Raw genomic sequence first — 22,007 nt, 5'->3', positions numbered from 1 at the left:
GGATCACTTTCTATCCAGGGAGGATTCTATGTTTAGATCAATGAAGACATTTTTGGGCGCGGCAGCATTGACGGTCGCGGCCTCAGCGACATCTGCGGAAGAGCTGCGTATCGGGACCGCATCACTTGGTGGCGCGTTTTATCCGATGGGTCAAAGCATCTCGAATGTTGTGACCAAACATGCGGGCGCTGGCCTATCGATGGTGCCGATTGTGACCGGTGGTTCGGTGCAAAACCCCAACTTGATTGCCGCTGGCGAAGTCGAAATTGCGATCACCAACAACAACCTCGCGGCATTGGCGATCAAAGGCAAAGGTCCCTACACCAAAGCGGGGCCAATCGACATCGGTGCTGTGGCCGCGTTGCATCCGTCCGTGTTGCACATGATGGTGCTGGCCGACAGTGACATCAAAACGTTCGAGGATCTGGCGGGCAAACGCGTGGCGGTTGGCCCTGCGGGGGGAGGCACGCTTGGTTTTCTGAATTTCCTGCTGCCATTGCACGACATGTCCGTCGATGATTTCACGCCCAGCTTTGTGTCTTACTCGGACGGGTTTAGCCAACTGACCGACGGAACCGTTGACGCAGCACTGGCATTGTCCGGCTATCCGGCAGGGGCCGTGATGCAAGCCACAGCTGGCGCTGAATTGCGCTTTATCGCGTTTTCCGAAGGTCAGCTTGACGCAGCATTGGCGGCGAATGGGGCCTACATGTCCGTCGAAATCGCGCCTGATGTTTACGGCACCGCTGACAGCGGTACGCTGATCGGTGTGAACAACATGCTGGTCGCGCCAAACACGCTTGATGCGGCGACAGTCCAGGCGGTGACGGCTGCGATCTTTGACAATCTGGCAGAGCTGCAGGGCGAAAACGCCAACGCACGCCAGATCGAGCCTGCGATGTCACTACAGCTGGCGATCCCGCTACACGCCGGCGCGCAGGCGTATTTCGACGCGAAGTAAACAACGGACGAGGGGCCTGTGCGGTCTCTCGTCGATCACTGACCGCTGGGACATTTTCCATGACATTTCTTGAACGCTTTGTGACCCTTCGAAACGCAATTTATCTGGCGGGGCTCGGCCTCGGAGCGTACCATTTGATGGTCGTCTCGGGCGTGGTTTCAATCTCGACCATGCCGATGCGTGTGACGCATGTGATGCTGGCGTTGTCCCTGTTGTTCGTGATCAAACCTGCGTCCAAAAGACTAGAAGGAACCGTTCTGAATGCGGCGATTTCGACGGGTCTTGTGGGCGCAACGGTCGGGGCCAGTCTTTGGCTGCTGAGCCAGTGGAAATCCATCGCCTTTAGTGGTGGTATCACGTCTGACGGGGATTACGTCGCCGGTGTGGTTTTGCTCTTGGTGGTGTTTGAGGCCGCCCGGCGCGGCATTGGCCTGTTCCTTGCGGGCATCACGTTGGTGTTCTTTTTGTACCCGTTTGCGGCCCCGTATTTGCCCGGTGTCCTAGAGGGGCGCGGGTCTAGCCTAGAGCGGATCGTGCTGGTGCTGACGACCGATACCCAAGGTATTTACGGCATTCCGGTCGGGGTGGCTGCGACCTACATCATCGTCTTTACGATCTTTGGGGCCTTGCTTTCTAACTTCGGCGCCGGTGATTTCTTTTTCGAGCTGTCGACGCGGTGCACACGCGGGCTTCGGGCGGCCAGCGCCAAGTCGGCAGTGTTGTTTTCGACGCTGATCGGCATGGTGTCGGGGTCGGCTGCGGGGAACGTCGCGGTCACGGGCACGGTCACTATCCCGATCATGAAGCGCGAGGGCTATAAACCACATCAAGCCGCCGCGATTGAGGCCGTGGCCTCGACTGGCGGACAAATCATGCCGCCCGTGATGGGGGCTGCGGCCTTTATCATGGCCGAAATTGTCGGGGTTCCCTACACGTCGATTATGCTGGCGGCCTTGTTGCCCGCGCTGTTGTTTTTCGGTTCTGCCTTTGTGGTGGTGCACCTGCAAGCAACCAAACTGGGGATCGCCCCCAATGTGACGGAGGCAACAGATGAGATCCCGCTGTTGCACGTGTTGATCAAAGGTGGACCGTTCATTTTTGCCTTTGGCACGCTGATTACCATGATGCTGATGGGCTATTCGCCGTTCATGGCGTCGCTGTGGGCCATGGGGGCGCTGATCGTGCTGGACATTGTTTGGCGGCGCAAAATTGATCGTGAATTCTTTGGCAAAATCTGCAACAGCATTTCCGAAGGGGCGCGCAGCGTCGTGACGATTTCGGCGGCCTGTGCGGCGGCGGGCATTATTGCAGGCATTCTCGGTGTCACCGGTCTGGGATCAAAGATCGCGACGCTGATCGACGTCGCGTCTGGCGGCTATTTGTTCCTTGCGCTGCTGTTCACGATGATCACCTCGATCATTCTGGGGATGGGGCTGCCGACGACAGCGGCGTATTTGATCCTCGCGACCGTGGTTGCACCAGCGCTTGTGCGGCTCGAAGTTCCGGTGCTAACGGCGCATTTCTTTGTGTTTTATTACGGCTGCATTTCGACGATCACACCGCCCGTCGCGCTTGCGTCCTACGTGGCGGGGGGCATCGCGGGGGCAGATGTAAACAAGGTCGGCTGGACCGCGGCAAGCTACGCCGCCACCAGTTTTGTCCTGCCCTTTGCCTTTGTTTACGGGCCGGGAATTCTGATGCAAGGCAGCCTGCTCGAAAACGCTTTTGCCGCTGTGACCGCCGCTTTTGGAACGGCAGCGATTGCTGTGGCCATCATCGGTTGTCTGACCCAGCGTTTGACGCCGATGCTGCGTGGCTTGGCCGCCGTTGCGGGGTTGGCCCTGCTGTTTCAGGGCTATCTCAGCGGGATTCTAGGCTTAGTCCTGTTCAGCGCGGTCGTGTTTTTCGACCGGACAAAACCAAAACCAATCCCGATCTAAGGAGTGATCCATGCACAAAGAATACCGACGCGTCGTCACTGGCCATGATGAAAACGGGGTCGCAATCATCGAGAGCGATCAAACCGCAACGCAAATGCTAGAACGGCCGAACCGCCCCGGTGTGCGCCTGACAAATTTTTGGCTGACCGATCAAACCCCTGCGGAATACGACGGCCCGACCGAAACGTGCACAGGACCGTTCATTCTGCATCCGCCAACCAACGGGTCCGTGTTCAGATGTGTTGAATTCATGCCCGAAGACCCCGAAGTCATGGCGCAACTGTCCAGCACAGACGGGGCGGCTGCTTTTGCTGAAATGGGCGCAGGTGCCAACATCGTGCAAGGGGGGCGCCACCCTTGGATGCACCGCACCGATTCAGTCGACTACGGCATCGTGATGAATGGCGAAATCTGGATGGTGATGGACAACGAACAAGATGACGTCCTGCTCAAGGCCGGCGATGTCGTTGTGCAGCGCGGCACCAATCACGCGTGGGCCAATCGCGGCACAGAGCCTTGCACGATTATGTTCGTGCTGATCGATGGCGTAACAACTGCGGGCGAGGGCAAGGGGATACCGCCGCGCGACTAGGCCTCTAGCCCCACAAAGATCGCGACCAGCACCAGATAGCAGATCGCGGCGTACCGTAAATTCCATCGCCAAGTCAGCGTTGTCGGCGGAATGTTTGACGTCGCCGAAATCAGCAGCGTGGCCGTTGCGTTCGGCGATGCGAACATGCTGATCGCCCACCCCGCACTCAGCGCAAAAACGATGTTTGTCGGATCGGCAGGCAGGGCGGGCATGGTCTGGATCGCTTGCCCGATAAACACCACAAGAATGATCGGACTAAGCGCAATTTGACCGCCCAGCGTGATCAGAACCGGCAATGCAGCAAGGAAAACCCAACCGGGCAGGACGCTCAGATCCAGCTGCGCGGTGATCGCGGCGACAGGCAAAACCTCGGCCAGAATTCGGCCGATAAATCCGGATAACCCCAACGCCATTGCACTGCGGGCAAGCCCCGGCGCGTTGGTTGTGAATGCAGGCCAAAACCGCGCGCATTGCGCCGGCAACGTGATGTCATCCGGCTTTTGTAGCACGAACCAAACAAGCGTGATGACAGGCGCGACAAACATCAAGGACAACGCCGTCGAATACCCCATCGCCATCTGCAAGGTGGCAACTGCCCCAATCAACAACACACAAACAGAGCCAAGCACAAGCAGCGATCGACGCGGGCAATCGGGCGCAGTTGGATCGACGCGCACCGGTAGGTTTCGCCACTCGAAACGGTCATAAAGATAGCCGATGACCATCATCAGAACGGAGGTTGCCGTCCCGATCAACACGATCCGCGTCAGGTCAATTTCGGTAAACAACGTCAGCAGAACCGCTTGGGTCAACGTGGTGGGTGCCCACAACAAAATCCACGCAAATCCGCGCATCAAGGCCGACAATTGGCGGCGTTCCAAATCCGGATCAGTGCTGCCGTCAAGGTGTTTGGTCGCCGATTGAATAAGCGGAGCCATCAGGCTGACGGCCCCGAAATTCAGGAACACACCAAGGATGTGCCCGCCCGTGGCCGTTGCAAGAAAACGCCGCCCCGTCGGCTGCCCGATCAAATAGCGGCCGACCTTTAGCACGGATTGTGATCGTTCTGCGGCAATTTTCAACGCGGTCAGCAGCACGATAAACGCGGCAAAATACGCGGCAAGGTCCAGTGCGATCAACAGGGCCGAATAGCCTTGGGGTTTGGCGAGAACCAACAGGGCCAGAGCTATTGCAACACCCAGTAAAATCGTCTCGCGGATCGAACGGGTGGCAAGGCCCAAGATGCACAGCAGGCAAAACAAGATGCGCACAATCTGCGCCGCGAACACCCCGCCCAAAGTGTTCGCCCACAACACGCCAGCTGACAAAGCAATCAGCGTTAAGGGCAGGGATGTCTTCATCGGACAGCATCAATTATGCTAAAGTGTTCGCGATAAACCCAAGAGGCCAGCCTATGTTTTTGACTATTGCCAAAGGTCCGCAAATCGCACCAAATGCCGCGCTTGAATGCGCCCTCAGTTGGGTCGCTTTGCCAAACGGCGGCACGACGCATCCAGCGGGTCAAGTGTACATCGGCAAGGTGGTCGATGCGGATTTGGTTTTCGGTTTGTCGAAAACGGCGCTGCACGGCGCGGATGTCATCGCGACACATCCGATTTTGCTGCCTGCTGGTCCGGCTTTGTTGCGCATCGACGAGGTCTGTTTTCCGGTTGGGGCCATCGCCCACCATCACACGCACACCGCTGCGGGATTTCGGGTTTTGACCCGTGGTGCGCTGCAAATCGAAGCCGGTTCTGATGCGCGGCGTATTTCGCAAGGCGACCATTGGTTCGAACCTGCGGACACGCCTGTGCGTGCGGTCGCGCTGCAAAGCACAGGTGTCACCAGCTTTGTGCGCTGCATGGTTGTGCCGCCGCAGTACGAGGGGAAATCCACGTTCACGCTGGTTGATCCGGCGGACGCTGAGCTGCCTCGGCTTCAGATGACCCATCGCCATATCGATCATCCGGTTTATGTGGATGCCGGGTAGTGATCTGACAGGGACGATGTCTTCCAATCTGGGGCAGGGTCTGCCGGTTCCGGGACCAAGCCTGCGGTTTTGACGGCGTCGATCGCGCAGTATTCATCCTTGTCGGATGTGTCGCCACTGATGCCGACAGCGCCCAGCGTTATCCCGTCTGCAGTTTCCACCAAAACGCCGCCCGGAACCGGGATCAATCGCCCATCTGACGCTGTGGCAAGCGCGGCTTGAAATGTTGGGCGTTCCGACAATCGGTCGCGGATCAGTCGACTAGATATTCCCATGCCAAGTGCGCCGTAGGCCTTGCCAAACGCGATCTCGAAACGAATGAGGCCAGAGCCGTCCTCGGATTGCATCGCGACCATTTTGCCCCCCGCATCCAGAACCACAACCGTGAGCGGCAGCAATCCAGCTTTGCGCCCCAACACCAGAGCCTGCGCGACGATCAGGTTGGCTTTGTCCAAGGGGAGCGATGTTTGCAAGCGCATGGCAGTGTTCCTTATGAATTGACGGCCCAAAGGCCTGCCCACCAAACGTCAAACTCGAAGTTGGGAAGCCATGTGACGATCTCGGGGAACATCAGCAATACGGCGATGGTGATCACATCCGCGATGAAAAACAAGGCCACGCCACGAAAAACCTGCCCTAGCGGGATGTCGGGCCTGACCCCGTTTACCACAAAACAGTTCAGCCCGATGGGCGGGGTGATTAAGCAGATCTCGGCCATTTTGACGACGATAATGCCGAACCAGATCGGATCAAACCCAAGGGCGATGACCGCAGGGTAAACCACAGGCAGGGTCAACAGCAGCATGCCAATCGCGTCCATAAACATGCCCAACACAGCATAGGCCAGCAGGATGCAGATCATGATCGTCATCGGTTCTGCGTCTAGGCCAACAACCCATTCGGTGAATTCCCCGGGGATGCCAGAAAACCCGAGGAAGCGCACGAAAATCAACACGCCCCAGATCAACGAGAAAATCATCACCGTCAACTTGGCAGATTCCATCAAGGAATTCTTGATCGCCGACAGCGGTGTGCCCCGCACCAGCGCAAGGGCAAAGACAATCGCCGCGCCCAAGGCACCGGCCTCGGTTGGTGTCGCCCAGCCGCCGTAGATCGAGGTCATGATGATAATCACGACCAGAAAGATCGGTGAAATACCGGGGATCGTGCGCATGCGTTCGCCCCACGTATAGCCGGACACTGACGGCGCGTGCCCGGGTTTCAACAGCGCCCAAACGACGATGATTGCGGCGTAGATAAAGGCCGAAACGACGCCGGGTAAAAAGCCTGCCAGCAGCAGTTTACCCACGGATTGTTCAACGATAATTGCATAGATCACCAAGATGGCCGAGGGCGGAATGAGGGTCGCGAGCGTGCCGGCCGATGCAACAACACCCGCCGCCATCTTGCGGTCATAACCGTGTTTCAGCATTTCAGGGATCGCCACACGGCTAAAGACGGCGGCCGTCGCAGTGGACGCACCAGAAACCGCGGCAAACCCGGCAGTGGCAAAGACCGTGGCAATAGCCAAGCCCCCCGGCAGCCAACCCAGCCATTTGCGCGCAGCATCAAACAGCTGCTGCGTCATGCCCGCATGAAAGGCTAGAAAACCGATGAAGATAAACATGGGCAGCACGCTCAGCGCATAGGTCGAGGATTTTGCGTGTGGAATGGTGCCAACAATGCCAGCGGCAGGCCCCCAACCGCGCAGTTCGACCAGCCCCAAAAGCCCGACAATTGCGGCTGCAAAAACAACGCGCACGCCGATCAGAATAAGCCCCAGCAACAAGAGCAGGGTAATCACGCCGACCAGAAACGGATTGGACATACCGATGCCGATAATCATGTGCGTTCCTCCGACACCGACAGGTCGACGTCGTCGCCCATGACCTCGTGAATTTCGTCCTGTGCCTGTGTCGCGACGTCTTTTGCGGTGACGACGGCAATGGGGTCTTTGCGGGGATCAATGAACAGCCGCAGGGATCCTGCCAGCTGAAGGCCAAGCCGGACAAACCAGATCGAAAAGGCAATCGGCACCAATAATTTTGACGGCCAAACCGGAAATTCGGCGTCCATCGTTGTGTCGCCCAAAGTGTAGGAGCGCAGGAAATGACCGAAACTGTAGTAGACCAGCACGCCGATGATAAATAACGCCAGTGCGGTGCCCAACGCCTCGAGCGCCCAAAGCGGGCGTCCCTTTAGGCGACCAACCAGCAGTTCCATCCGAATGTGGCTGCCCAAACGCTGGCAATACGCAGCGCCCAAAAACGCCATGCTGGCCATCGAAAGTTCGACAAGATCGATGTAACCTGAGATTGGCGCGTTAAACATTGTCCGCAAAACAATTTGCAGGACGCCCAAAACCATCAACATGATGATTGCGCATGCAGCGAGCAAATTGGCGAGGTCTTCGACGGGAATGAATGCGCGGTGCAAGCGGCCCAAAACGGTTCCGTCAGCGCTGGTGTGATGTGCCATGCCTTGTCCTTAAGATGTACTGAGGGTCCGGCCCGTCATCGAGGCCGAACCAAAGACACGCCCTATTGGGCTGCGGCGTCTTGCGCATACGCAAAGATCGCGTCGAACACGCCTTGCGCGTCAAACTTGTCTTTGTTGGCGTCGATCCAAGCATCCCAAACCGGCTTGCCCGCTATGTCGCGAAACTTGGCAAGCTCGGCGTCGCTATAGACGATTTCCTGCATTGTATCGCGAAACACCGGCAGGTTTTTGGCGTCCTGTTCGGCGTAGGCGGCCTGTTCAATGTCCATGCCCATGCCGCGCAAATCCATCAAGAGGGTTTGGTACTGCGGGGGCAGGGCATCATAGGCGGTTTTGTTGAACACCCACCCACACTCCGACGTTCCAGGCGCGAGGTTCGATGTGAACCAGTCGGCTTCGTCCGCGATACCAAACGAGACATGCGCGTAAGTGTAGGGGAATGCGGCCGCATCAAGGGCACCGCGTTGGAACGCGGTTGATGTTTCGCCCGCGGGCAATGTTTGCTTGGTGGCCCCCAAGACTTCCATCGCGCTGCCCAGACCACCGCCGGCACGGACGCGCAGACCGCTCCAATCCGCGAGGTTGGTTGGCGCGTCACCTTTGCCCAGAATTTCGTATTGCGGTAACAGACCGGACATGTACGGCACCGCATTCCAGCGTTCCATGTCAGCGACAATGGCGGGGTGTTCGAACATTTTTGCACGCACGAACTGATCGACTTTCGGATCGCCGAGCGGCAAGAACGGCAGCGAGAATACCATCCATGCGGGGTTTTTCCCGGGGTGGTAAAAGTTGCAGATCGCGGCACCCTCAAAGGCGTTCAATTGCAGGCCGTCAAGATTTTCACGCGCGCCGGACAACTGACCGCCATAAAAGATGTTGATTTTGAAATTGCCGCCTGTGGCCTCTTCCACACGCGCTGAAATCGCCTCCATGCCCGCTGACAAGGCCCGTGGATTGCCCCACATGGATAGGCTCCAGTTGACTGCGGGGCCTTCGACCTCTTGCGCTGTTGCTGACGTTGCTGCCAGTATTAGCCCCAGAACCGTCGCGTTCTTCAGAAATTTCATGTTATCCTCCCAGATATTTTCGGCGTTTCGCCGGTTGGTTTGCCTTTCCCCAAGGCCGTGTTTTGCATTGCAAGTCAGCCGTTGAATTCAAGGGCTATGATCTTGGCGCAAAATGTTTTTTTGAACTTTGCCCATGCTGTTGCGCGGCAACGCGTCGAGCAAAATGTAGTTGCGTGGTTGCTTGAAGCGGGCCAGCAACGGAGCGATTTTTTGGGCAATCGTTGCGCCATCCAACGTCACCCCATTTTCAAAGATGATGGCGGCCTGCACGCTTTCGCCAAAGTCAGGGTGCGGCACGCCAAACACAGCGCTTTCCAGCACGCCTGCCACGTCATTGATCACGTCTTCGATTTCTTTGGGGTAGATGTTGTAGCCGCCCGAAATGATCAGGTCCTTTTGGCGACCCACGATACTGATCCGCCCGTCAGCCGATTTTATGCCCAGATCGCCGGTGATGAAAAACCCGCTGTCGCGCAACTCTTCGGTGGTTTTTTCCGGCATGTTCCAGTAGCCTTGGAACACGTTGTCGCCGCGCACCTCGATCATGCCAATGTCACCGACAGGCACGGGTTGACCGGTGTCGGGCGAGGTGATTTCGACCTCTGTGCCGGGCAGCGCGTAGCCGACGGTGCCTTCGATCCGCTCGCCCTGATACGGGTTCGAGGTGATCATATTTGTCTCGGTCATCCCGTACCGCTCAAGGATGCGATGACCGGTGCGGTCCGTAAATGCAGTGTGCGTTTCGGCCAAAAGCGGCGCGGAACCGGACACAAACAGTCGCATGCCAGCGCACCGGTCTTTGGTCAGACGAGGGTCGCCCAGCAGGCGGGTATAAAAGGTCGGCACACCCATCAACATTGTGGAATTCGGCAGCTCGTCCAAAATCGCATCCTGATCAAAGGCTGCCATAAAACGGACCTGAGCACCCGCCAGCAGACTGGTGTTCATCGCGACAAACAGACCGTGCGTGTGGAAAATCGGCAGGGCATGGATTAGCCTGTCGTTGCGGGTGATGTCCCACAGATTGGTCAGCGCGCGTGCGTTTGACAGCAGGTTTTTATGCGACAGCATCGCGCCTTTGGATCGACCGGTCGTGCCCGACGTATAGAGCAAAGCCGCAAGATCATCAGGGCCGCGCGCGACGGTGTCAAATTGCTCAGGCACGGTGTCGGCGGCCGTGGGCAAGCTGCCCGTTCCATCCGCGCCAAGCGTCAGAACTTTGGCTCCAAGATCGGAACACAGACGCGTCACGGCAGCTTCATCCTTGCTGTCGCACACAACCAAACGGGGTGCTGCGTCATTCAGGAAATACGACAATTCGGCTTGGGTGTAGGCGGTGTTCAGCGGCAGATAAACGGCACCCGCCTGAACCGCCGCGCCATACAGCGCGATTGTGTCGGTCTGTTTTGGTGCTTGTACAACGATGCGGTCACCGGGCGCGACGCCCATGTTTTTCAGCACGTTGGCCAATTGTGCGACGCGGCGGACAAACCCCGCGTAGGTCAGTGCCGTACCCTCGTCGTTGATCAAAAACGGGGCGTTGTTTTCAGCATGCGGCGCAATTAGCGCATCGTAAAGCGTGTTGGTCATGGCGCGGGTTCCATGGGTTTTGTCACCAACGCCGCCGTCGACAGCGCCTGCACAGATCGTGAGGCTGCGATGGTTGAGGCCGTGGCAAAGTCTTCGTGGTTTCGTTCGGTTTGCGTCAAATCATAGAGGTAGTTGACCATCGCGCCGCTGGATTGGGCGGTGCCGTTTTGCGAGGTGTCGGCGCTTGCGTGAATGTCGTGAACCTGGGCGCCGTTGCCCAAATGGAAACGGGCGACAGGGTCCAGTGGCATGCCATCGCCACGTTTGGCGGTCACGAGATATCGGGCCGCCATAGCGCGCACGTCTTCGGGATCAGCGGTGGCCGCAAGCACGGCCTGTGCTGCGCCACCCTGTTCCGGATCTTCGGTTTGGGTTTTTAGCCAACGGTTCAAACCGGGGATCGGGGACAGGGTGACAAAAGCCTCTAACTGCGGGCATTCTAACGATAGTTCCGCCACCACTTGCTTGATCAGCAAGTTCCCAAAACTAATGCCGGTCAGTCCTTTTTGGCAATTCGAGATCGAATAGAATACGGCTACTTTTGCCTGATCCGCCTCTAGCGGCGTGCGGCTGTCGGACAGCACTGCATCAATCGAATTCGGGATGGTTTCGGTCAGGGCCACTTCGACAAAGATCAACGGCTCATCCGGCATGGCGGGATGGAAGAATGCGAAACATCGGCGATCGGCGGGGTAAAGGCGTCGGCGCAGGTCATCCCAATCGTTGATCTGGTGCACGGCTTCGTAGGCGACAATTTTGTCGAGAATGCGCGCGGGCGTGTCCCAACTGATCTGCTGTAACACCAGAAATCCGCGATTAAACCAGCTGCGCAAAAGATGCACAAAGTCATGGTTTGTGCGTGCAAGATCGGGGTCGCCTTTCAACAGTTTCAACAGATCAACGCGCATGGAAACCAGATCCGCCGTAGCCCCGACGGGTTGGTTCAAACGGCGAAAAAATTCCTGACGCTTGGGCTCTGCCGCTTGACATAAATCGCGAAACAGATCGGGCGTTGGGGCCGTCGAATATTGGGTTGCCAGACGGGCGACATTCTCGGGATCGATCTCTAGCTCGGTGTTGAGATACACAAAGAACGCCCGCTTTTCGTCGCCGTTCAATGCCGCGTATCGATCCATCACAGCGGAGGCAAGCCGCAGGCCAGACACTTCACCCTCAGCCGAGAGGAGCGCCTGAGATAACTCATAAATATCACGGGTATCGTCCTTGCTGCGGGTCGATCCGCGCCGGACAAGAAGCTGGGACAGCAAGTCCCCAAGGAAGCGATTTCGTTGCACTGTCATCTCCGGTTACAAGAGAGTCGTGATGCAATTAATATCGATATTTTTATATCATATCAATTTAAATCGTCAAAATGGGCACTAAGTGTCCAAAGTGCGCGATAAATACTCTCCGGTCAGCCGATAATGGCTGAGCAAGCTGGCAGAGGCGCGGTTGGCATCGCGCTCTACTGTCGCCTCAAGAATATCGTCGTGTTCCATCGAAACGTCACGGTTTTGATAACGACTGCTGGCGGCGGCAAGATACCGATACCGGATGTTGAGATCATAAAGCTGGTCGCAAAGCCGCGCGAGCATCGGTGATCCGCTGTTGGCCAGCAGGGCCATGTGAAAGGTCTTGTGCGCCGCTTCAAAAACCGCAGTGTCGAGCCCCGCGGCTTTCTTCATGCGGTGATGGGTCAGCACCAGATGCTCTTCCCAATCCGGGGTCGCGTTCGCAATTGATTGGCGCAGGGCCATGTCCTCGAGCGAGCAGCGCAGGGCCAGGATTTCTTCGAAATTGGCTTTGCTGGTCGGGGCCGCACGAAATCCACGCTGGTCAATACGCTCCACAAGCATGTCGGACGTCAGCAGGCTCAGCGCTTCGCGTACAGGCGATGCACCGGTGTTTAGCAGACCGCGCAATTCCTCGATCTTTAGCTTGCGACCCGCAGGCAGCCTGCCGGTCAAGATCATGTCGCGCAAGGCAAGATAGGCACCATGTGTGGCCGAAGTTTCCTTGCCGCTGGGGGCATCGATCATGTCCATGGTCCAAACCTTTACAATAATTAAGTCATGCTAACGGCATTGGTGGAAAGTCCAACCGACAGGTTCAGCGATCCTTCGTTTATCATCCACCGGCGCAATATGAAACTGCGCGCCCCACTTTTGTGCATTGGGTCACCTTCGGCCAAGGCGCGTGCGGCATCAAAACTGGCTGCGCGATAGATAATCAACCCCATGCCTTGCATGTGTTCGCCCGTTTCGTCTGACATCGGGCCGGCAAACGCGAGCTGCCCCTGGGCCTCAAGTCGGGCCTGATACACGAGGTGATCGGGCAGCGCCGCTTTGACGTCTTCGGGCGTTTTTGCGGGTGTGCTGTGCGCGACGAATAGCTCCAGCGCGAGTGCGCCGCGTTTCTTGGCCTCGGATTTGTAGTCAGCCCATGCAACCATTTTGATGCTCCGTAAAAAATCGATATTTATTGACATTATGCGCGATAGTAGTCAGAATTTTTTCAAACTGACAAGGATTGCATTGATGAAATATCTAGTAGGCGAGACAACAAGCGGCACTGCGGTGTTTGCTGTGGACGGCGAAAAGGCCGTTAATCTTACGGCTTTGAACGCTAAAATCGGCCCCGATTTGATGGGTCTTGTTCAAAACCCTGCTTTGATAGAATCGGTGCGCGATCAAATGGGCAATGTATCGCAAGTCGCGACGTCTTCGATCAAACCGGCGCTGCCTGTGGCCAAGCCCGGCACGATCATTTGCCTAGGTTTGAACTACACTGACCACATCAAAGAGGGCGGGTACGACATTCCTGAATATCCAGCGCTTTTCATGCGTGGCAAGAATTCGATAATGGCGGCCGGCGCGCCACTGGTGCGGCCAACGTGCTCGGACAAGCTGGATTACGAGGCCGAGCTGATGCTGATCATCGGCAAAGGCGGGCGCCACATTTCCGAAGCCGACGCGCTGGATCACGTGTTCGGTTACACCGTGTTCAACGACGGATCGGTGCGGGATTATCAACGCAAAACCCATCAGTGGACACCGGGCAAGAATTTCGACGACACCGGTGCCATCGGGCCATTTGTTGTAACGCCAGACGAGGTCCCGGCAGGCGCGAGTGGGTTGAAAATCGAAAGCCGCGTCGGGGACGAGATTTTGCAATCCTCCAACACCGGAAACATGATCTGGTCGGTGGCCCAAACCATCGCCACGATTTCAGAATACACGACATTAGAACCCGGTGATCTGATTGCGATGGGCACACCACCCGGTGTCGGCCATGCCAAAAAACCCAACCCGCGTTGGTTGGTGCCCGGCGAAGTCGTGGATATCGAAATCGAGGGCATCGGCATTTGCTCGAACCCAATTGTCGATGAAAAAGACCATGCCGCAACGGTTGCTGCCGCATGACCGCGCCAGTCGGATCAGATTTGGACGCCGCACGTGCCAAGGCGCAGGACGATCACCGCGCACTGCACGGCCGTATCGAGCGGTTGTCAGATGATGCCATCGATCTGATTTTGCGCGCCGCGCGTTCGCACTATGCATGGACGGACAAACCTGTTTCCGACGCTCTGCTGCACGAACTTTACGACATCATGATCAATGGCGCGACCAGCATGAACACGCTGCCTGCGCGGTTTGTTTTTGTGAAGTCGCCAGAGGGAAAAGCGCGACTTGCCAAGTCACTAAAGCCGCAAAACGTGACCAAGATGATGGGCGCACCAGTGACCGCAATCATCGCGTATGACACGGATTTCTGGCACGAACTGCCGTTCCTGTTTCCCCACGAAGATCGTCGTCATCTTTTCGACGGAAACCCTGAATACTGTGCCGACACCGCCTATCGCAATGGCACCTTGCAGGGTGCCTATTTCATGATCGCGGCCCGCGCCTTGGGGTTGGATGTCGGGGCGATGTCCGGATTTTCCAATGCAATTGTCGACACCGAATTCTTTACCGGCACGACCCTGAAATCAAATTTCCTGTGCAACATCGGATACGCCGACGAAAGCGCGCTGTTTCAAAAACTGCCACGCTTTTCTTTCGATGATGTGTGCAGCTTTGCCTAAAAGGAACATCCCATCGCCATCAAAATGAAATCCGTCGTGACGTACCGTGCGCATGCTGCGTGCCCGACACATGCGCGGACCGAAATTCCTGTGCGCGATTTGAACGTCGTGATCGATGAGCCTCTGGAGCGGGGCGGCAGCAACCTTGGCCCCAGCCCAACCGAGGCAGCAATGACCGCGTTGATCGCCTGCACAAACGTGATTGGCCACAAATGCGCGAAACGTCTGAATGTCGATCTGGGAGAGGTCACAATCGACGCAAACTGCAAATTCGACCGGCGCGGCGTCCTCATGGAGGAGGAGATCGACGTGCCGTTTCCTGAAATCACATTGACCGTCAACTGTAGGACCCAAGCCAGCCAAGAGGCGTTGGACAGCGTCGGGCTGGAGACCGCAAAATACTGCGCCATTGCCAAGCTTTTTGAAGCTGCAGGGACAGACCTGAGGGTCAACTGGACAAAGGCAGACTAAATTCAAATTGGGCCAACGCGCCCATTTTTCTGGGAGGAAAAATTATGATCAACTGGACACGCCGCAGCCTTTTCTGCGCAGCCCTCGCATCGATGACAGCATTGCCTGTCGCCGCACAAGAAACCGTTTCAGCGGTTGTGATCGACGGCTACCCCGACCGCGCGTTGTGGGTTAAGGAATTCACCAACTTCTTTATCCCCGAAGTGGACCGCCGGCTTGCCGAAAACGGCAACTACGTGATGAACTGGCAAGAAAATTACGGCGGTTCCATCGTGAAACCCAAAGGCGTGCTCGAAGGCATCCAGCTGGGTCTCGGCGACATCGGCATTGTCACAACCATTTTCCATTCGTCAAAATTACCGAGCCAGGGTTTGGCCGCCGTCACCCCGTTGGTGTCATCTGACGCCCGTGTTGTGGCCAAGGCCGTGGACGAGATCGCGCGCGAATTTCCGGCCATGCAAAACGAATTTGCGGCACAAAACCAAGTCTACCTTGCGACAGGCGTTGTGCTGAACAGCTATCAAATTTTCTCGGCCAAAGAAGTATCCGGTGTCTCGGACCTAGAAGGTTTCAAAGTCGCGGGCGCGGGCATGAACTTGCGCTACCTCGAAGGGATCAAAGACGCCGCAGGTGTGCGCGGTGGGCTGACGGATTTTTACAACATGCTGCAAACCGGTTTGGTTGATGCGGGCATGTTGTGGCCGGAGGCGGCAGCGACGTTCAAAATCTCAGAAGTGGCACCGTACATGTTGCGCGCAGATCTGGGGGCGGTGAATTCGAAAACCGTCACGGTGAACCAGGACTATTGGAATGCGCTGCCCGACGAGGTCAAAGAGACGTTGCAAGCTGTGGCCATCGATTACCGTGATCATTTGTCAGGGATCGCGATGGACCGCGCGGCTGCCGCCGAGGCCGCCTATGTCGCCGCTGGTGGAACAATCATTGATGTCTCTGATGAGGATCGCGCCGCGTGGGCCGCAGCCATGCCAAACATCGCACAGGAATGGGCGAACACGCTGAACGACAAAGGCGAACCGGGCACGCAAATGCTCGAGGCCTATCTCGGCAAGCTTGAGGCGGCCGGTTTTGTCGGTGTGCGCGACTGGACCCAGCCTTAAGTTCTGAGTGACCCGGGAAGGGGCCAAGATTATGCTAAAATCTACGCTGTCCGGCCTGTCTTGGGTCGCCAATTCAATGGCCATCGCTGCCAACGTTGCCGGAACACTTACAGTGTTGGCGTTGGTGGTGCTGCTGAACGTCGATGTCATTGCCCGAGGGGTGTTTAACGCGCCGCTCAAAGGCACCTACGAGCTGGTCCAGCTGTCCGTCGTGCTGATCGTGTTTTTGCAACTGGCAGACGTGGTGCGGGTGGACCGGTTGACGCGTTCGGACGGGTTTTTGAACCTGCTGCACAACCGCCGCCCAAGGCTGACGGCAAGTCTGCGCCGGATCATCAATGCGGTGTCCGCGATCTTTATGGGGTTGATTGCGTACATCATGTTTCCCGAATTCATCAAGATGTGGGGCACGCAGGATTTCTTTGGTGTGCCTGGCATTTTCACTGTCCCTTGGTGGCCCATCAAGCTGGTGATCGCGAGCGGTAGTGCGCTTGCCAGTGTGATCTTTGTTCTGAAAGTCGTGAGTGCGCAGGATCGACCCCAGTTGATCCGCGCACCAGAACACGATGACCCAAAAGCAAGCAGGCCAAAACCATGACACCTATTGAAATCGGCCTCATCTCGGTCGTTGCCATTGTCTTTTTGATCTACGCTGGCGTCTACATTCCCATCGCGTTGGGGATCGTATCGATGATTTCGATCTGGCTGATGCGTGACAATTTCACCTTGTCGCTGAACCTGCTAAAAATCGCCGTGGGCGACAGCGCCATGGTCTACAGTTTTGCGACCATTCCGCTGTTTACGTTTATGGGATTAATCGTGTCCAAGGCCGGATTGGGCAGGGACATTTACGAAGTCATGACCATGCGGTTTCGCCGCGTCAAAGGCGGCATCGGCATGGCAACCGTGGGTGCAAACGCTGTGTTCGCAGCCGTCACCGGATCATCGATTGCATCGGCGTCGGTGTTCACCAAAGTGTCCGTACCGCAGATGATCGCCCAAGATTACAACCCGCGCTTTGCTGTCGGCGTCGTTGCAGGGTCGTCCGTGCTTGGCATGATCATTCCGCCCTCGGCGATGTTGATCATCTACAGTTTTGTCGCAGAGCAATCCGTTGGTGACATGTTCCTTGCGGGGGTTGTACCGGGCATCATGCTGGCCATCGCTTATGTCGGTGCGATCTGGCTCATGGCCAAATACACTCCGAACTTTGTAGGCGGGCGCACCGTCGCTGACACCGAATGGATGCCCAAGCGCGAAGTCGCATCCAAGACTTTGCCGACGTTGGGTCTAATCACCATCGTGCTCGGCGGCATTTACACCGGCTGGATGACGGCAGTCGAGGCGGGGGCAACGGGGGCGTTGGTTGCGGTTGTCATAGCGCTGGTGCGAAGGTCCATGTCGCTTCGTGGGTTTTGGGACGCCTTGCTGGAAACTGGCCACATCACGGCGGCGATCTTGTTCCTGATCACTGCCGCCTCGATTTATTCGCGTATGCTCGGGCTTGCCGGCTTGCCCAATCAACTGCAGGACATTCTGGCTGGCAACGCGGCCTCGTTCTGGACCATTATGATCCTGTACGTTCTGTTAATGTTGTTTCTGGGCACGTTGCTGGACACCGCATCGATCATCTTGATCGTTGTGCCGCTGTTCTTGCCCTTGGTCGAGGTGATGGATCTGTCCCTTGTCTGGTTCGGCATCATCACGGTGGTCGGTGCCGAGATCGGGCTGCTGACGCCGCCACTGGGCATCTCGTGTTTTGTGATCAAATCGACGCTCAACGACGACAACATTTCGCTCAAAGATGTGTTCATGGGCGCGCTTCCCTTTGCGTTCGTGATGTTGATCGTCTTGTTTTTCCTGATTGAATTCCCGACCCTCAGCCTCGTTCTTCTGTAAGGATATCCGCTATGCGCAACGTTACCAAAGACAACATCACAGATGTGTTCAAGGGCTACATGGCCGACGATATGGACCCGCGGATGCGCGAAATCATGGGGTCATTGGTGCAGCACCTGCATGACTTTGCGCGCGACACCAACCTGACCCATGATGAATGGCGCAGTGGCATTGCGTTCCTCGAAGGCTGCGCTGCGATCGAAACTGAAGACCGGCACGAATTTGTTCTCGCATCGGACGTGCTGGGGTTGTCGTCATTGGTCGACATGCTGCATTCGCGCGACGATGCAACGTCGTCGTCCGTGCTTGGGCCGTTCCATGTGTCAGGGGCGCCACCTTTGGCCGTCGGCGGTGACATGAAACGGCACTTTGGTGGGCCTGTTTTGTTGTCCGAAGGGGTCATCCGCGACACAGAAGGCCAGCCCATTGCCGGGGCTCAAATCGACATCTGGCAAACAGCACCCAACGGGCTGTATGCCAGTCAGGACGCAGACCAAGACACCTATTCTTTCCATGGCCTTATGACGGTCGGCGAGGACGGGCGTTATGCGTTCACCACCGTCAAACCTGTCGAATACACGGTTCCGTCTGATGGTCCGGTTGGCGACATCCTGCGGGCCTGTGGACGTCATCCGTGGCGCCCATCCCACCTGCATTACATTGTCACAGCACCGGGCTATCGTCCTCTTGTGACCGAGATTTTCCCCGATGATGATCCCTATCTTGACCAAGATACGGTCTTTGGCGTGCGCAATGATCTGGTGATGACCTACCATGAAAAACCACCCGAAGAGTTCCCGAAGGGGATGGTCTTGTCGGGCAAGATTGATGCCCCGTTCTTGTCGGTGAAATTCGACGTCATCCTCGCCAAAAAGTAAGCGACGGGCTCACGCGATGGCTGCGCAATTGCGTAGTGCTAGAGGGATTGAAAACAGGTGCGTAGGGCATCAACACCCCAAAGGAAAACGGGCTCAGCGCTGTGATTTGCTCTGAGCCCTAGTTGTTTAGTTTTTGAGGTATTCCTCGAGGCTGTCGTCCAGCGCATCTTTCCACGGGGTGTGGTGCATTGGGGCCATCGTGCCGGTGATGACCGACTTGTAGGCATTGTCGCGGAAGGTCATGATGTTGGTTTTCTTGTGACCTTTCCACGCCTTGAACGCCTGACACGCGCCCTCTAGATCGAACGATGGATAGTCGGTTTCAGCGATCAATTCTTTGACGTAATCGCCTTGGTACCAGATCGCGTCATAGTCGTCTTTGCCTGCGGCTTCGCGCGCTTGACGGTCGTCTATGTCGGCCTGCATGGCGGCGGTGTCAGGCACAGAAATGCGCCCCATGATCACGTCGCGTGCCCACCACGCTTGGGCGTCGAACATGTTGAACGTGAACCACTGGTCCTGCATCCCGATGTAGAACACATCGGGATTTTTGACATAAGCGACACCCTTGTACAGATCGTCCGAGGCCAGCACGTTTGGCGTGCGCAGGCGGATTGCGTCGTCCATGAACGGGAAGTGATGCTTGTAACCTGTGCACAAGATCACGGCATCGACGTCTTTGGTTGTGCCGTCCTTGAAATGTGCAGTTTTGCCGACCAGTTTTTGCAGCAATGGCACCTCTTGCCAGTTGTCAGGCCAATCGTAGCCCATGGGCGCAGTGCGGTGGCTGACGGTGATCGATTTTGCGCCGTATTTCCAACATTGGCTGCCTATGTCTTCAGCGGAATAGCTGGTCCCGATGATCAGGATATCTTTGCCGGCGAATTCCATCGCGTCGCGGAAATCATGGGCATGCAGAACGCGGCCTTGGTAGGATTCAAAGCCGTCGAATTGCGGAACATTCGGGGTAGAAAAGTGGCCGGAGCAGACGATGACGTGATCGAAGTCTTCGGCGTAATCGCGATCATTTGGCAGGTCGGTGACAGAGACGGTGAACTTGCCGTTGTGTTCGGACACACCGCGCACGGCTGTCTCAAAGCGGATCCAGTCGCGCACCCCCGCTTTTTCAACGCGGCCTTGGATGTAGTCGAACAGCACGGCGCGTGGCGGGTAGGATGCAATTTGTTTGCCGAAGTGTTCTTCAAACGAATAATCCGCGAATTCCAGACCTTCTTTTGGCCCGTTTGACCACAGGTAGCGGTACATTGAGCCGTGGACCGGTTCGCCAAATTTATCAAGGCCCGTGCGCCACGTGTAGTTCCACAATCCGCCCCAGTTGGACTGCTTTTCAAAGCAGACGATCTCTGGAATCTCCGCACCTTTGGCGGCTGCAGATTGAAAAGCACGCATTTGCGCGAGACCTGAGGGTCCTGCACCGATGATGGCAACACGTTTGGTCATGAGGGGGTCCTTTTTCATCGCTGGTGCCGGTTGAAAGGGCAGGGTGCCTCCGGCGGGAGTATTTTTGATCAGAACAAATTGGGCGGCGCTTTTGCGCACCGCCCTGTGTTTTAGATATCGAGTGTGTTGGCTTTTTCCCAATCAGAGAAGTGACCGCAGAAATCGTTCCATTCCTGCATTTTCATCTTGAGGTAGGCGGCAGAGAATTCATCACCCATCGCAGCCTTTAGTTCAGTGTCTTTGTCATATTCGCGCATCGCGTCCAGCATGTTTAGCGGCAGCAGTGGCGCGCCTGTGACGGTGTGTCCTTCGGCGTACATATCAATGTCGTGACGCGGGCCCGGGTCCGCTTTGGAGCGGATGCCGGACAGACCAGCGGCGATGATGATCGCTTGGAGTAAGTACGGGTTCACCGCGCCGTCAGGCAGGCGCAGTTCGAACCGGCCGGGGCCTGGGACGCGGACCATGTGTGTGCGGTTGTTGCCTGTCCACGTGACCGTGTTCGGGGCCCATGTTGCACCTGACATCGTGCGTGGCGCGTTAATACGTTTGTAGCTGTTCACTGTCGGGTTGGTGATCGCGGCCAATGCACTGGCGTGCTTCATGATGCCACCGAGGAAGTGTTTGCCGCGCTCGGACAGGCCCAATTCGCCGGTCTGCCCTGATCCTTCGCCTGCGAAAACGTTGACTTTTGAATCCTTGCCCGGTGCATCCCAAACAGAGATGTGCGCGTGGCAGCCGTTGCCTGTCAGCCCTTCGATGGGTTTGGGCATGAACGTGGCGCGGTAGCCGTGTTTTTCAGCGACGCATTTGGTCATGAATTTGAAGAAGGAGTGTTTGTCAGCTGTTTTGAGTGCGTCGTCGAAATCCCAGTTCATTTCCCACTGGCCGTTCGCGTCCTCATGGTCGTTCTGGTAGGCACCCCAACCGAGTTCGAGCATGTAGTCACTGATTTCGCGGATCACATCGAGGCGGCGCATGAACGCTTGTTGGTCATAGCAAGGCTTGGCGGCGGTATCGAATGCATCGCTGATTTGATCACCCGCTGGGGTCAGCAGGAAAAACTCGGCTTCGATGCCGGTTTTAACGTGCATGCCTTCGTCAGCGGCCTCTGCAATCAGTTTGCGCAGCACGTTGCGTGGGGCTTGGGCGACGTCCTCGCCCTCCATCACGCAGTTGCCGGGGACCCACGCGATTTCTTTGTTCCATGGCAGGATGATCACGGCCTCGGGGTCAGGTACGGCCAACATATCGGGGTGCGCTGGTGTCAGGTCTAACCATGTGGCAAAGCCTGCAAAGCCTGCGCCGTCTTCCTGCATATCTGCAATCGCACGCGCTGGAACCAGTTTAGCGCGCTGTCCGCCAAACAGATCGGTGAAGGATATCATGAAGTATTTGACGCCATTGTCTTCGGCGAATTGTGCGAGATCAGTTGCCATGATCAAATTTCCCTA

The 22,007-nt window shown here is 56.8% G+C and carries 22 protein-coding genes; 11 read left to right on the top strand and 11 right to left on the bottom strand.

The window, feature by feature from the left end:
* Window positions 1–28: 28 nt before the first annotated feature.
* The 3 genes from ACFIO0_RS12855 to ACFIO0_RS12845 are packed head-to-tail and all read left to right on the top strand — an operon-like array spanning window position 29 to window position 3,493.
* Window positions 29–961 (top strand): TAXI family TRAP transporter solute-binding subunit, encoded by a 933-nt coding sequence (locus ACFIO0_RS12855; RefSeq protein WP_390910794.1) that lies wholly within the window; start codon window positions 29–31, stop codon window positions 959–961.
* A 59-nt stretch (window positions 962–1,020) separates the two neighbouring features.
* A complete protein-coding gene (locus tag ACFIO0_RS12850; protein WP_390910793.1) occupies window positions 1,021–2,901 on the top strand; it encodes a TRAP transporter fused permease subunit in 1,881 nt (626 codons plus the stop codon).
* Window positions 2,902–2,911: 10 nt separating this feature from the next.
* Window positions 2,912–3,493, top strand: a complete 582-nt coding sequence (locus ACFIO0_RS12845) for a cupin domain-containing protein (protein ID WP_390910792.1) — start codon at window positions 2,912–2,914, stop codon at window positions 3,491–3,493.
* On the opposite strand, the gene ACFIO0_RS12840 is transcribed toward ACFIO0_RS12845, so the two are convergent.
* Window positions 3,490–4,854 (bottom strand): hypothetical protein, encoded by a 1,365-nt coding sequence (locus tag ACFIO0_RS12840; protein WP_390910791.1) that lies wholly within the window; start codon window positions 4,852–4,854, stop codon window positions 3,490–3,492. The two genes, ACFIO0_RS12845 and ACFIO0_RS12840, sit on opposite strands and share 4 nt — an antisense overlap.
* Before the next feature lie 53 nt (window positions 4,855–4,907).
* Between ACFIO0_RS12840 and ACFIO0_RS12835 the strand changes: the two genes are divergently transcribed.
* Complete coding sequence (locus tag ACFIO0_RS12835) at window positions 4,908–5,483, top strand: hypothetical protein (protein ID WP_390910790.1); 576 nt, start codon at window positions 4,908–4,910, stop codon at window positions 5,481–5,483.
* Here the strand turns inward: ACFIO0_RS12835 and ACFIO0_RS12830 are convergent.
* The 8 genes from ACFIO0_RS12830 to ACFIO0_RS12795 all read right to left on the bottom strand — a co-directional run bounded on the left by ACFIO0_RS12830 (window position 5,465) and on the right by ACFIO0_RS12795 (window position 13,130).
* The gene (locus ACFIO0_RS12830) at window positions 5,465–5,962 is read right to left on the bottom strand and encodes a heme-binding protein (RefSeq protein WP_390910789.1); all 498 of its coding nucleotides are present in this window, start codon (window positions 5,960–5,962) and stop codon (window positions 5,465–5,467) included. The two genes, ACFIO0_RS12835 and ACFIO0_RS12830, sit on opposite strands and share 19 nt — an antisense overlap.
* 11 nt (window positions 5,963–5,973) lie before the next feature.
* Window positions 5,974–7,329, bottom strand: a complete 1,356-nt coding sequence (locus ACFIO0_RS12825; protein ID WP_390910788.1) for a TRAP transporter large permease subunit — start codon at window positions 7,327–7,329, stop codon at window positions 5,974–5,976.
* Window positions 7,326–7,961 (bottom strand): TRAP transporter small permease subunit, encoded by a 636-nt coding sequence (locus ACFIO0_RS12820; RefSeq protein WP_390910787.1) that lies wholly within the window; start codon window positions 7,959–7,961, stop codon window positions 7,326–7,328. Before ACFIO0_RS12820 ends, ACFIO0_RS12825 begins: the two co-directional genes overlap by 4 nt.
* A 62-nt stretch (window positions 7,962–8,023) precedes the next feature.
* Entirely contained in the window at window positions 8,024–9,052 is a 1,029-nt protein-coding gene (locus ACFIO0_RS12815) for a C4-dicarboxylate ABC transporter substrate-binding protein (RefSeq protein ID WP_390910786.1), read from the bottom strand.
* An 87-nt stretch (window positions 9,053–9,139) separates the two neighbouring features.
* Window positions 9,140–10,642 (bottom strand): AMP-binding protein, encoded by a 1,503-nt coding sequence (locus ACFIO0_RS12810; protein WP_390910785.1) that lies wholly within the window; start codon window positions 10,640–10,642, stop codon window positions 9,140–9,142.
* Complete coding sequence (locus ACFIO0_RS12805; protein ID WP_390910784.1) at window positions 10,639–11,943, bottom strand: malonyl-CoA decarboxylase domain-containing protein; 1,305 nt, start codon at window positions 11,941–11,943, stop codon at window positions 10,639–10,641. The genes ACFIO0_RS12810 and ACFIO0_RS12805 overlap by 4 nt, the downstream gene beginning before the upstream one ends.
* A gap of 78 nt (window positions 11,944–12,021) precedes the next feature.
* Window positions 12,022–12,687 carry an FCD domain-containing protein gene (locus tag ACFIO0_RS12800; RefSeq protein WP_390910783.1) on the bottom strand — a complete coding sequence of 222 codons (666 nt, stop codon included), beginning with the start codon at window positions 12,685–12,687 and terminating at the stop codon, window positions 12,022–12,024.
* Window positions 12,688–12,707: 20 nt separating this feature from the next.
* Window positions 12,708–13,130, bottom strand: a complete 423-nt coding sequence (locus ACFIO0_RS12795; RefSeq protein WP_390910782.1) for a YciI family protein — start codon at window positions 13,128–13,130, stop codon at window positions 12,708–12,710.
* Window positions 13,131–13,179: 49 nt separating this feature from the next.
* Between ACFIO0_RS12795 and ACFIO0_RS12790 the strand changes: the two genes are divergently transcribed.
* From ACFIO0_RS12790 to ACFIO0_RS12760, 7 genes are read left to right on the top strand one after another with little or no spacing between them, the layout of a single operon-like run.
* Entirely contained in the window at window positions 13,180–14,064 is an 885-nt protein-coding gene (locus tag ACFIO0_RS12790) for a fumarylacetoacetate hydrolase family protein (protein ID WP_390910781.1), read from the top strand.
* Window positions 14,061–14,726, top strand: coding sequence for a malonic semialdehyde reductase (locus ACFIO0_RS12785; protein WP_390910780.1), 666 nt, complete (start codon window positions 14,061–14,063; stop codon window positions 14,724–14,726). Before ACFIO0_RS12790 ends, ACFIO0_RS12785 begins: the two co-directional genes overlap by 4 nt.
* A 24-nt stretch (window positions 14,727–14,750) precedes the next feature.
* Complete coding sequence (locus ACFIO0_RS12780) at window positions 14,751–15,197, top strand: OsmC family protein (protein ID WP_390910779.1); 447 nt, start codon at window positions 14,751–14,753, stop codon at window positions 15,195–15,197.
* 44 nt (window positions 15,198–15,241) lie between these two features.
* Entirely contained in the window at window positions 15,242–16,315 is a 1,074-nt protein-coding gene (locus ACFIO0_RS12775) for a TRAP transporter substrate-binding protein DctP (RefSeq protein WP_390910778.1), read from the top strand.
* Between the two features lie 31 nt (window positions 16,316–16,346).
* Entirely contained in the window at window positions 16,347–16,913 is a 567-nt protein-coding gene (locus ACFIO0_RS12770) for a TRAP transporter small permease subunit (protein ID WP_390910777.1), read from the top strand.
* Window positions 16,910–18,214 carry a TRAP transporter large permease subunit gene (locus ACFIO0_RS12765; RefSeq protein ID WP_390910776.1) on the top strand — a complete coding sequence of 435 codons (1,305 nt, stop codon included), beginning with the start codon at window positions 16,910–16,912 and terminating at the stop codon, window positions 18,212–18,214. Before ACFIO0_RS12770 ends, ACFIO0_RS12765 begins: the two co-directional genes overlap by 4 nt.
* Window positions 18,215–18,225: 11 nt before the next feature.
* Complete coding sequence (locus ACFIO0_RS12760) at window positions 18,226–19,092, top strand: dioxygenase (protein ID WP_390910775.1); 867 nt, start codon at window positions 18,226–18,228, stop codon at window positions 19,090–19,092.
* A 126-nt stretch (window positions 19,093–19,218) separates the two neighbouring features.
* Here ACFIO0_RS12760 and ACFIO0_RS12755 read toward each other — a convergent pair whose 3' ends face one another.
* Both ACFIO0_RS12755 and glnT read right to left on the bottom strand, forming a co-directional pair.
* Window positions 19,219–20,553, bottom strand: coding sequence for an NAD(P)-binding domain-containing protein (locus ACFIO0_RS12755; protein WP_390910774.1), 1,335 nt, complete (start codon window positions 20,551–20,553; stop codon window positions 19,219–19,221).
* Window positions 20,554–20,663: 110 nt separating this feature from the next.
* Window positions 20,664–21,992, bottom strand: a complete 1,329-nt coding sequence (gene glnT, locus ACFIO0_RS12750; RefSeq protein WP_390910773.1) for a type III glutamate--ammonia ligase — start codon at window positions 21,990–21,992, stop codon at window positions 20,664–20,666.
* Window positions 21,993–22,007: the final 15 nt, after the last annotated feature.

The organism is Pseudosulfitobacter sp. SM2401, assembly GCF_042932805.1.
In the GTDB taxonomy this organism is placed as follows: Bacteria; Pseudomonadota; Alphaproteobacteria; order Rhodobacterales; family Rhodobacteraceae; genus Ascidiaceihabitans.
Note: the sequence above shows the minus strand (reverse complement) of the source record. Positions and strands in the feature narration are given on the sequence as shown.

What these genes read in the sequence shown, in the direction of transcription:
- ACFIO0_RS12855 (WP_390910794.1), top strand. Translation starts at nt 29, where the DNA reads ATGTTTAGATCAATGAAGACATTTTTGGGCGCGGCAGCATTGACGGTC.
- ACFIO0_RS12850 (WP_390910793.1), top strand. Translation starts at nt 1,021, where the DNA reads ATGACATTTCTTGAACGCTTTGTGACCCTTCGAAACGCAATTTATCTG.
- ACFIO0_RS12845 (WP_390910792.1), top strand. Translation starts at nt 2,912, where the DNA reads ATGCACAAAGAATACCGACGCGTCGTCACTGGCCATGATGAAAACGGG.
- ACFIO0_RS12840 (WP_390910791.1), bottom strand. Translation starts at nt 4,854, where the DNA reads ATGAAGACATCCCTGCCCTTAACGCTGATTGCTTTGTCAGCTGGCGTG.
- ACFIO0_RS12835 (WP_390910790.1), top strand. Translation starts at nt 4,908, where the DNA reads ATGTTTTTGACTATTGCCAAAGGTCCGCAAATCGCACCAAATGCCGCG.
- ACFIO0_RS12830 (WP_390910789.1), bottom strand. Translation starts at nt 5,962, where the DNA reads ATGCGCTTGCAAACATCGCTCCCCTTGGACAAAGCCAACCTGATCGTC.
- ACFIO0_RS12825 (WP_390910788.1), bottom strand. Translation starts at nt 7,329, where the DNA reads ATGATTATCGGCATCGGTATGTCCAATCCGTTTCTGGTCGGCGTGATT.
- ACFIO0_RS12820 (WP_390910787.1), bottom strand. Translation starts at nt 7,961, where the DNA reads ATGGCACATCACACCAGCGCTGACGGAACCGTTTTGGGCCGCTTGCAC.
- ACFIO0_RS12815 (WP_390910786.1), bottom strand. Translation starts at nt 9,052, where the DNA reads ATGAAATTTCTGAAGAACGCGACGGTTCTGGGGCTAATACTGGCAGCA.
- ACFIO0_RS12810 (WP_390910785.1), bottom strand. Translation starts at nt 10,642, where the DNA reads ATGACCAACACGCTTTACGATGCGCTAATTGCGCCGCATGCTGAAAAC.
- ACFIO0_RS12805 (WP_390910784.1), bottom strand. Translation starts at nt 11,943, where the DNA reads ATGACAGTGCAACGAAATCGCTTCCTTGGGGACTTGCTGTCCCAGCTT.
- ACFIO0_RS12800 (WP_390910783.1), bottom strand. Translation starts at nt 12,687, where the DNA reads ATGGACATGATCGATGCCCCCAGCGGCAAGGAAACTTCGGCCACACAT.
- ACFIO0_RS12795 (WP_390910782.1), bottom strand. Translation starts at nt 13,130, where the DNA reads ATGTCAATAAATATCGATTTTTTACGGAGCATCAAAATGGTTGCATGG.
- ACFIO0_RS12790 (WP_390910781.1), top strand. Translation starts at nt 13,180, where the DNA reads ATGAAATATCTAGTAGGCGAGACAACAAGCGGCACTGCGGTGTTTGCT.
- ACFIO0_RS12785 (WP_390910780.1), top strand. Translation starts at nt 14,061, where the DNA reads ATGACCGCGCCAGTCGGATCAGATTTGGACGCCGCACGTGCCAAGGCG.
- ACFIO0_RS12780 (WP_390910779.1), top strand. Translation starts at nt 14,751, where the DNA reads ATGAAATCCGTCGTGACGTACCGTGCGCATGCTGCGTGCCCGACACAT.
- ACFIO0_RS12775 (WP_390910778.1), top strand. Translation starts at nt 15,242, where the DNA reads ATGATCAACTGGACACGCCGCAGCCTTTTCTGCGCAGCCCTCGCATCG.
- ACFIO0_RS12770 (WP_390910777.1), top strand. Translation starts at nt 16,347, where the DNA reads ATGCTAAAATCTACGCTGTCCGGCCTGTCTTGGGTCGCCAATTCAATG.
- ACFIO0_RS12765 (WP_390910776.1), top strand. Translation starts at nt 16,910, where the DNA reads ATGACACCTATTGAAATCGGCCTCATCTCGGTCGTTGCCATTGTCTTT.
- ACFIO0_RS12760 (WP_390910775.1), top strand. Translation starts at nt 18,226, where the DNA reads ATGCGCAACGTTACCAAAGACAACATCACAGATGTGTTCAAGGGCTAC.
- ACFIO0_RS12755 (WP_390910774.1), bottom strand. Translation starts at nt 20,553, where the DNA reads ATGACCAAACGTGTTGCCATCATCGGTGCAGGACCCTCAGGTCTCGCG.
- glnT (WP_390910773.1), bottom strand. Translation starts at nt 21,992, where the DNA reads ATGGCAACTGATCTCGCACAATTCGCCGAAGACAATGGCGTCAAATAC.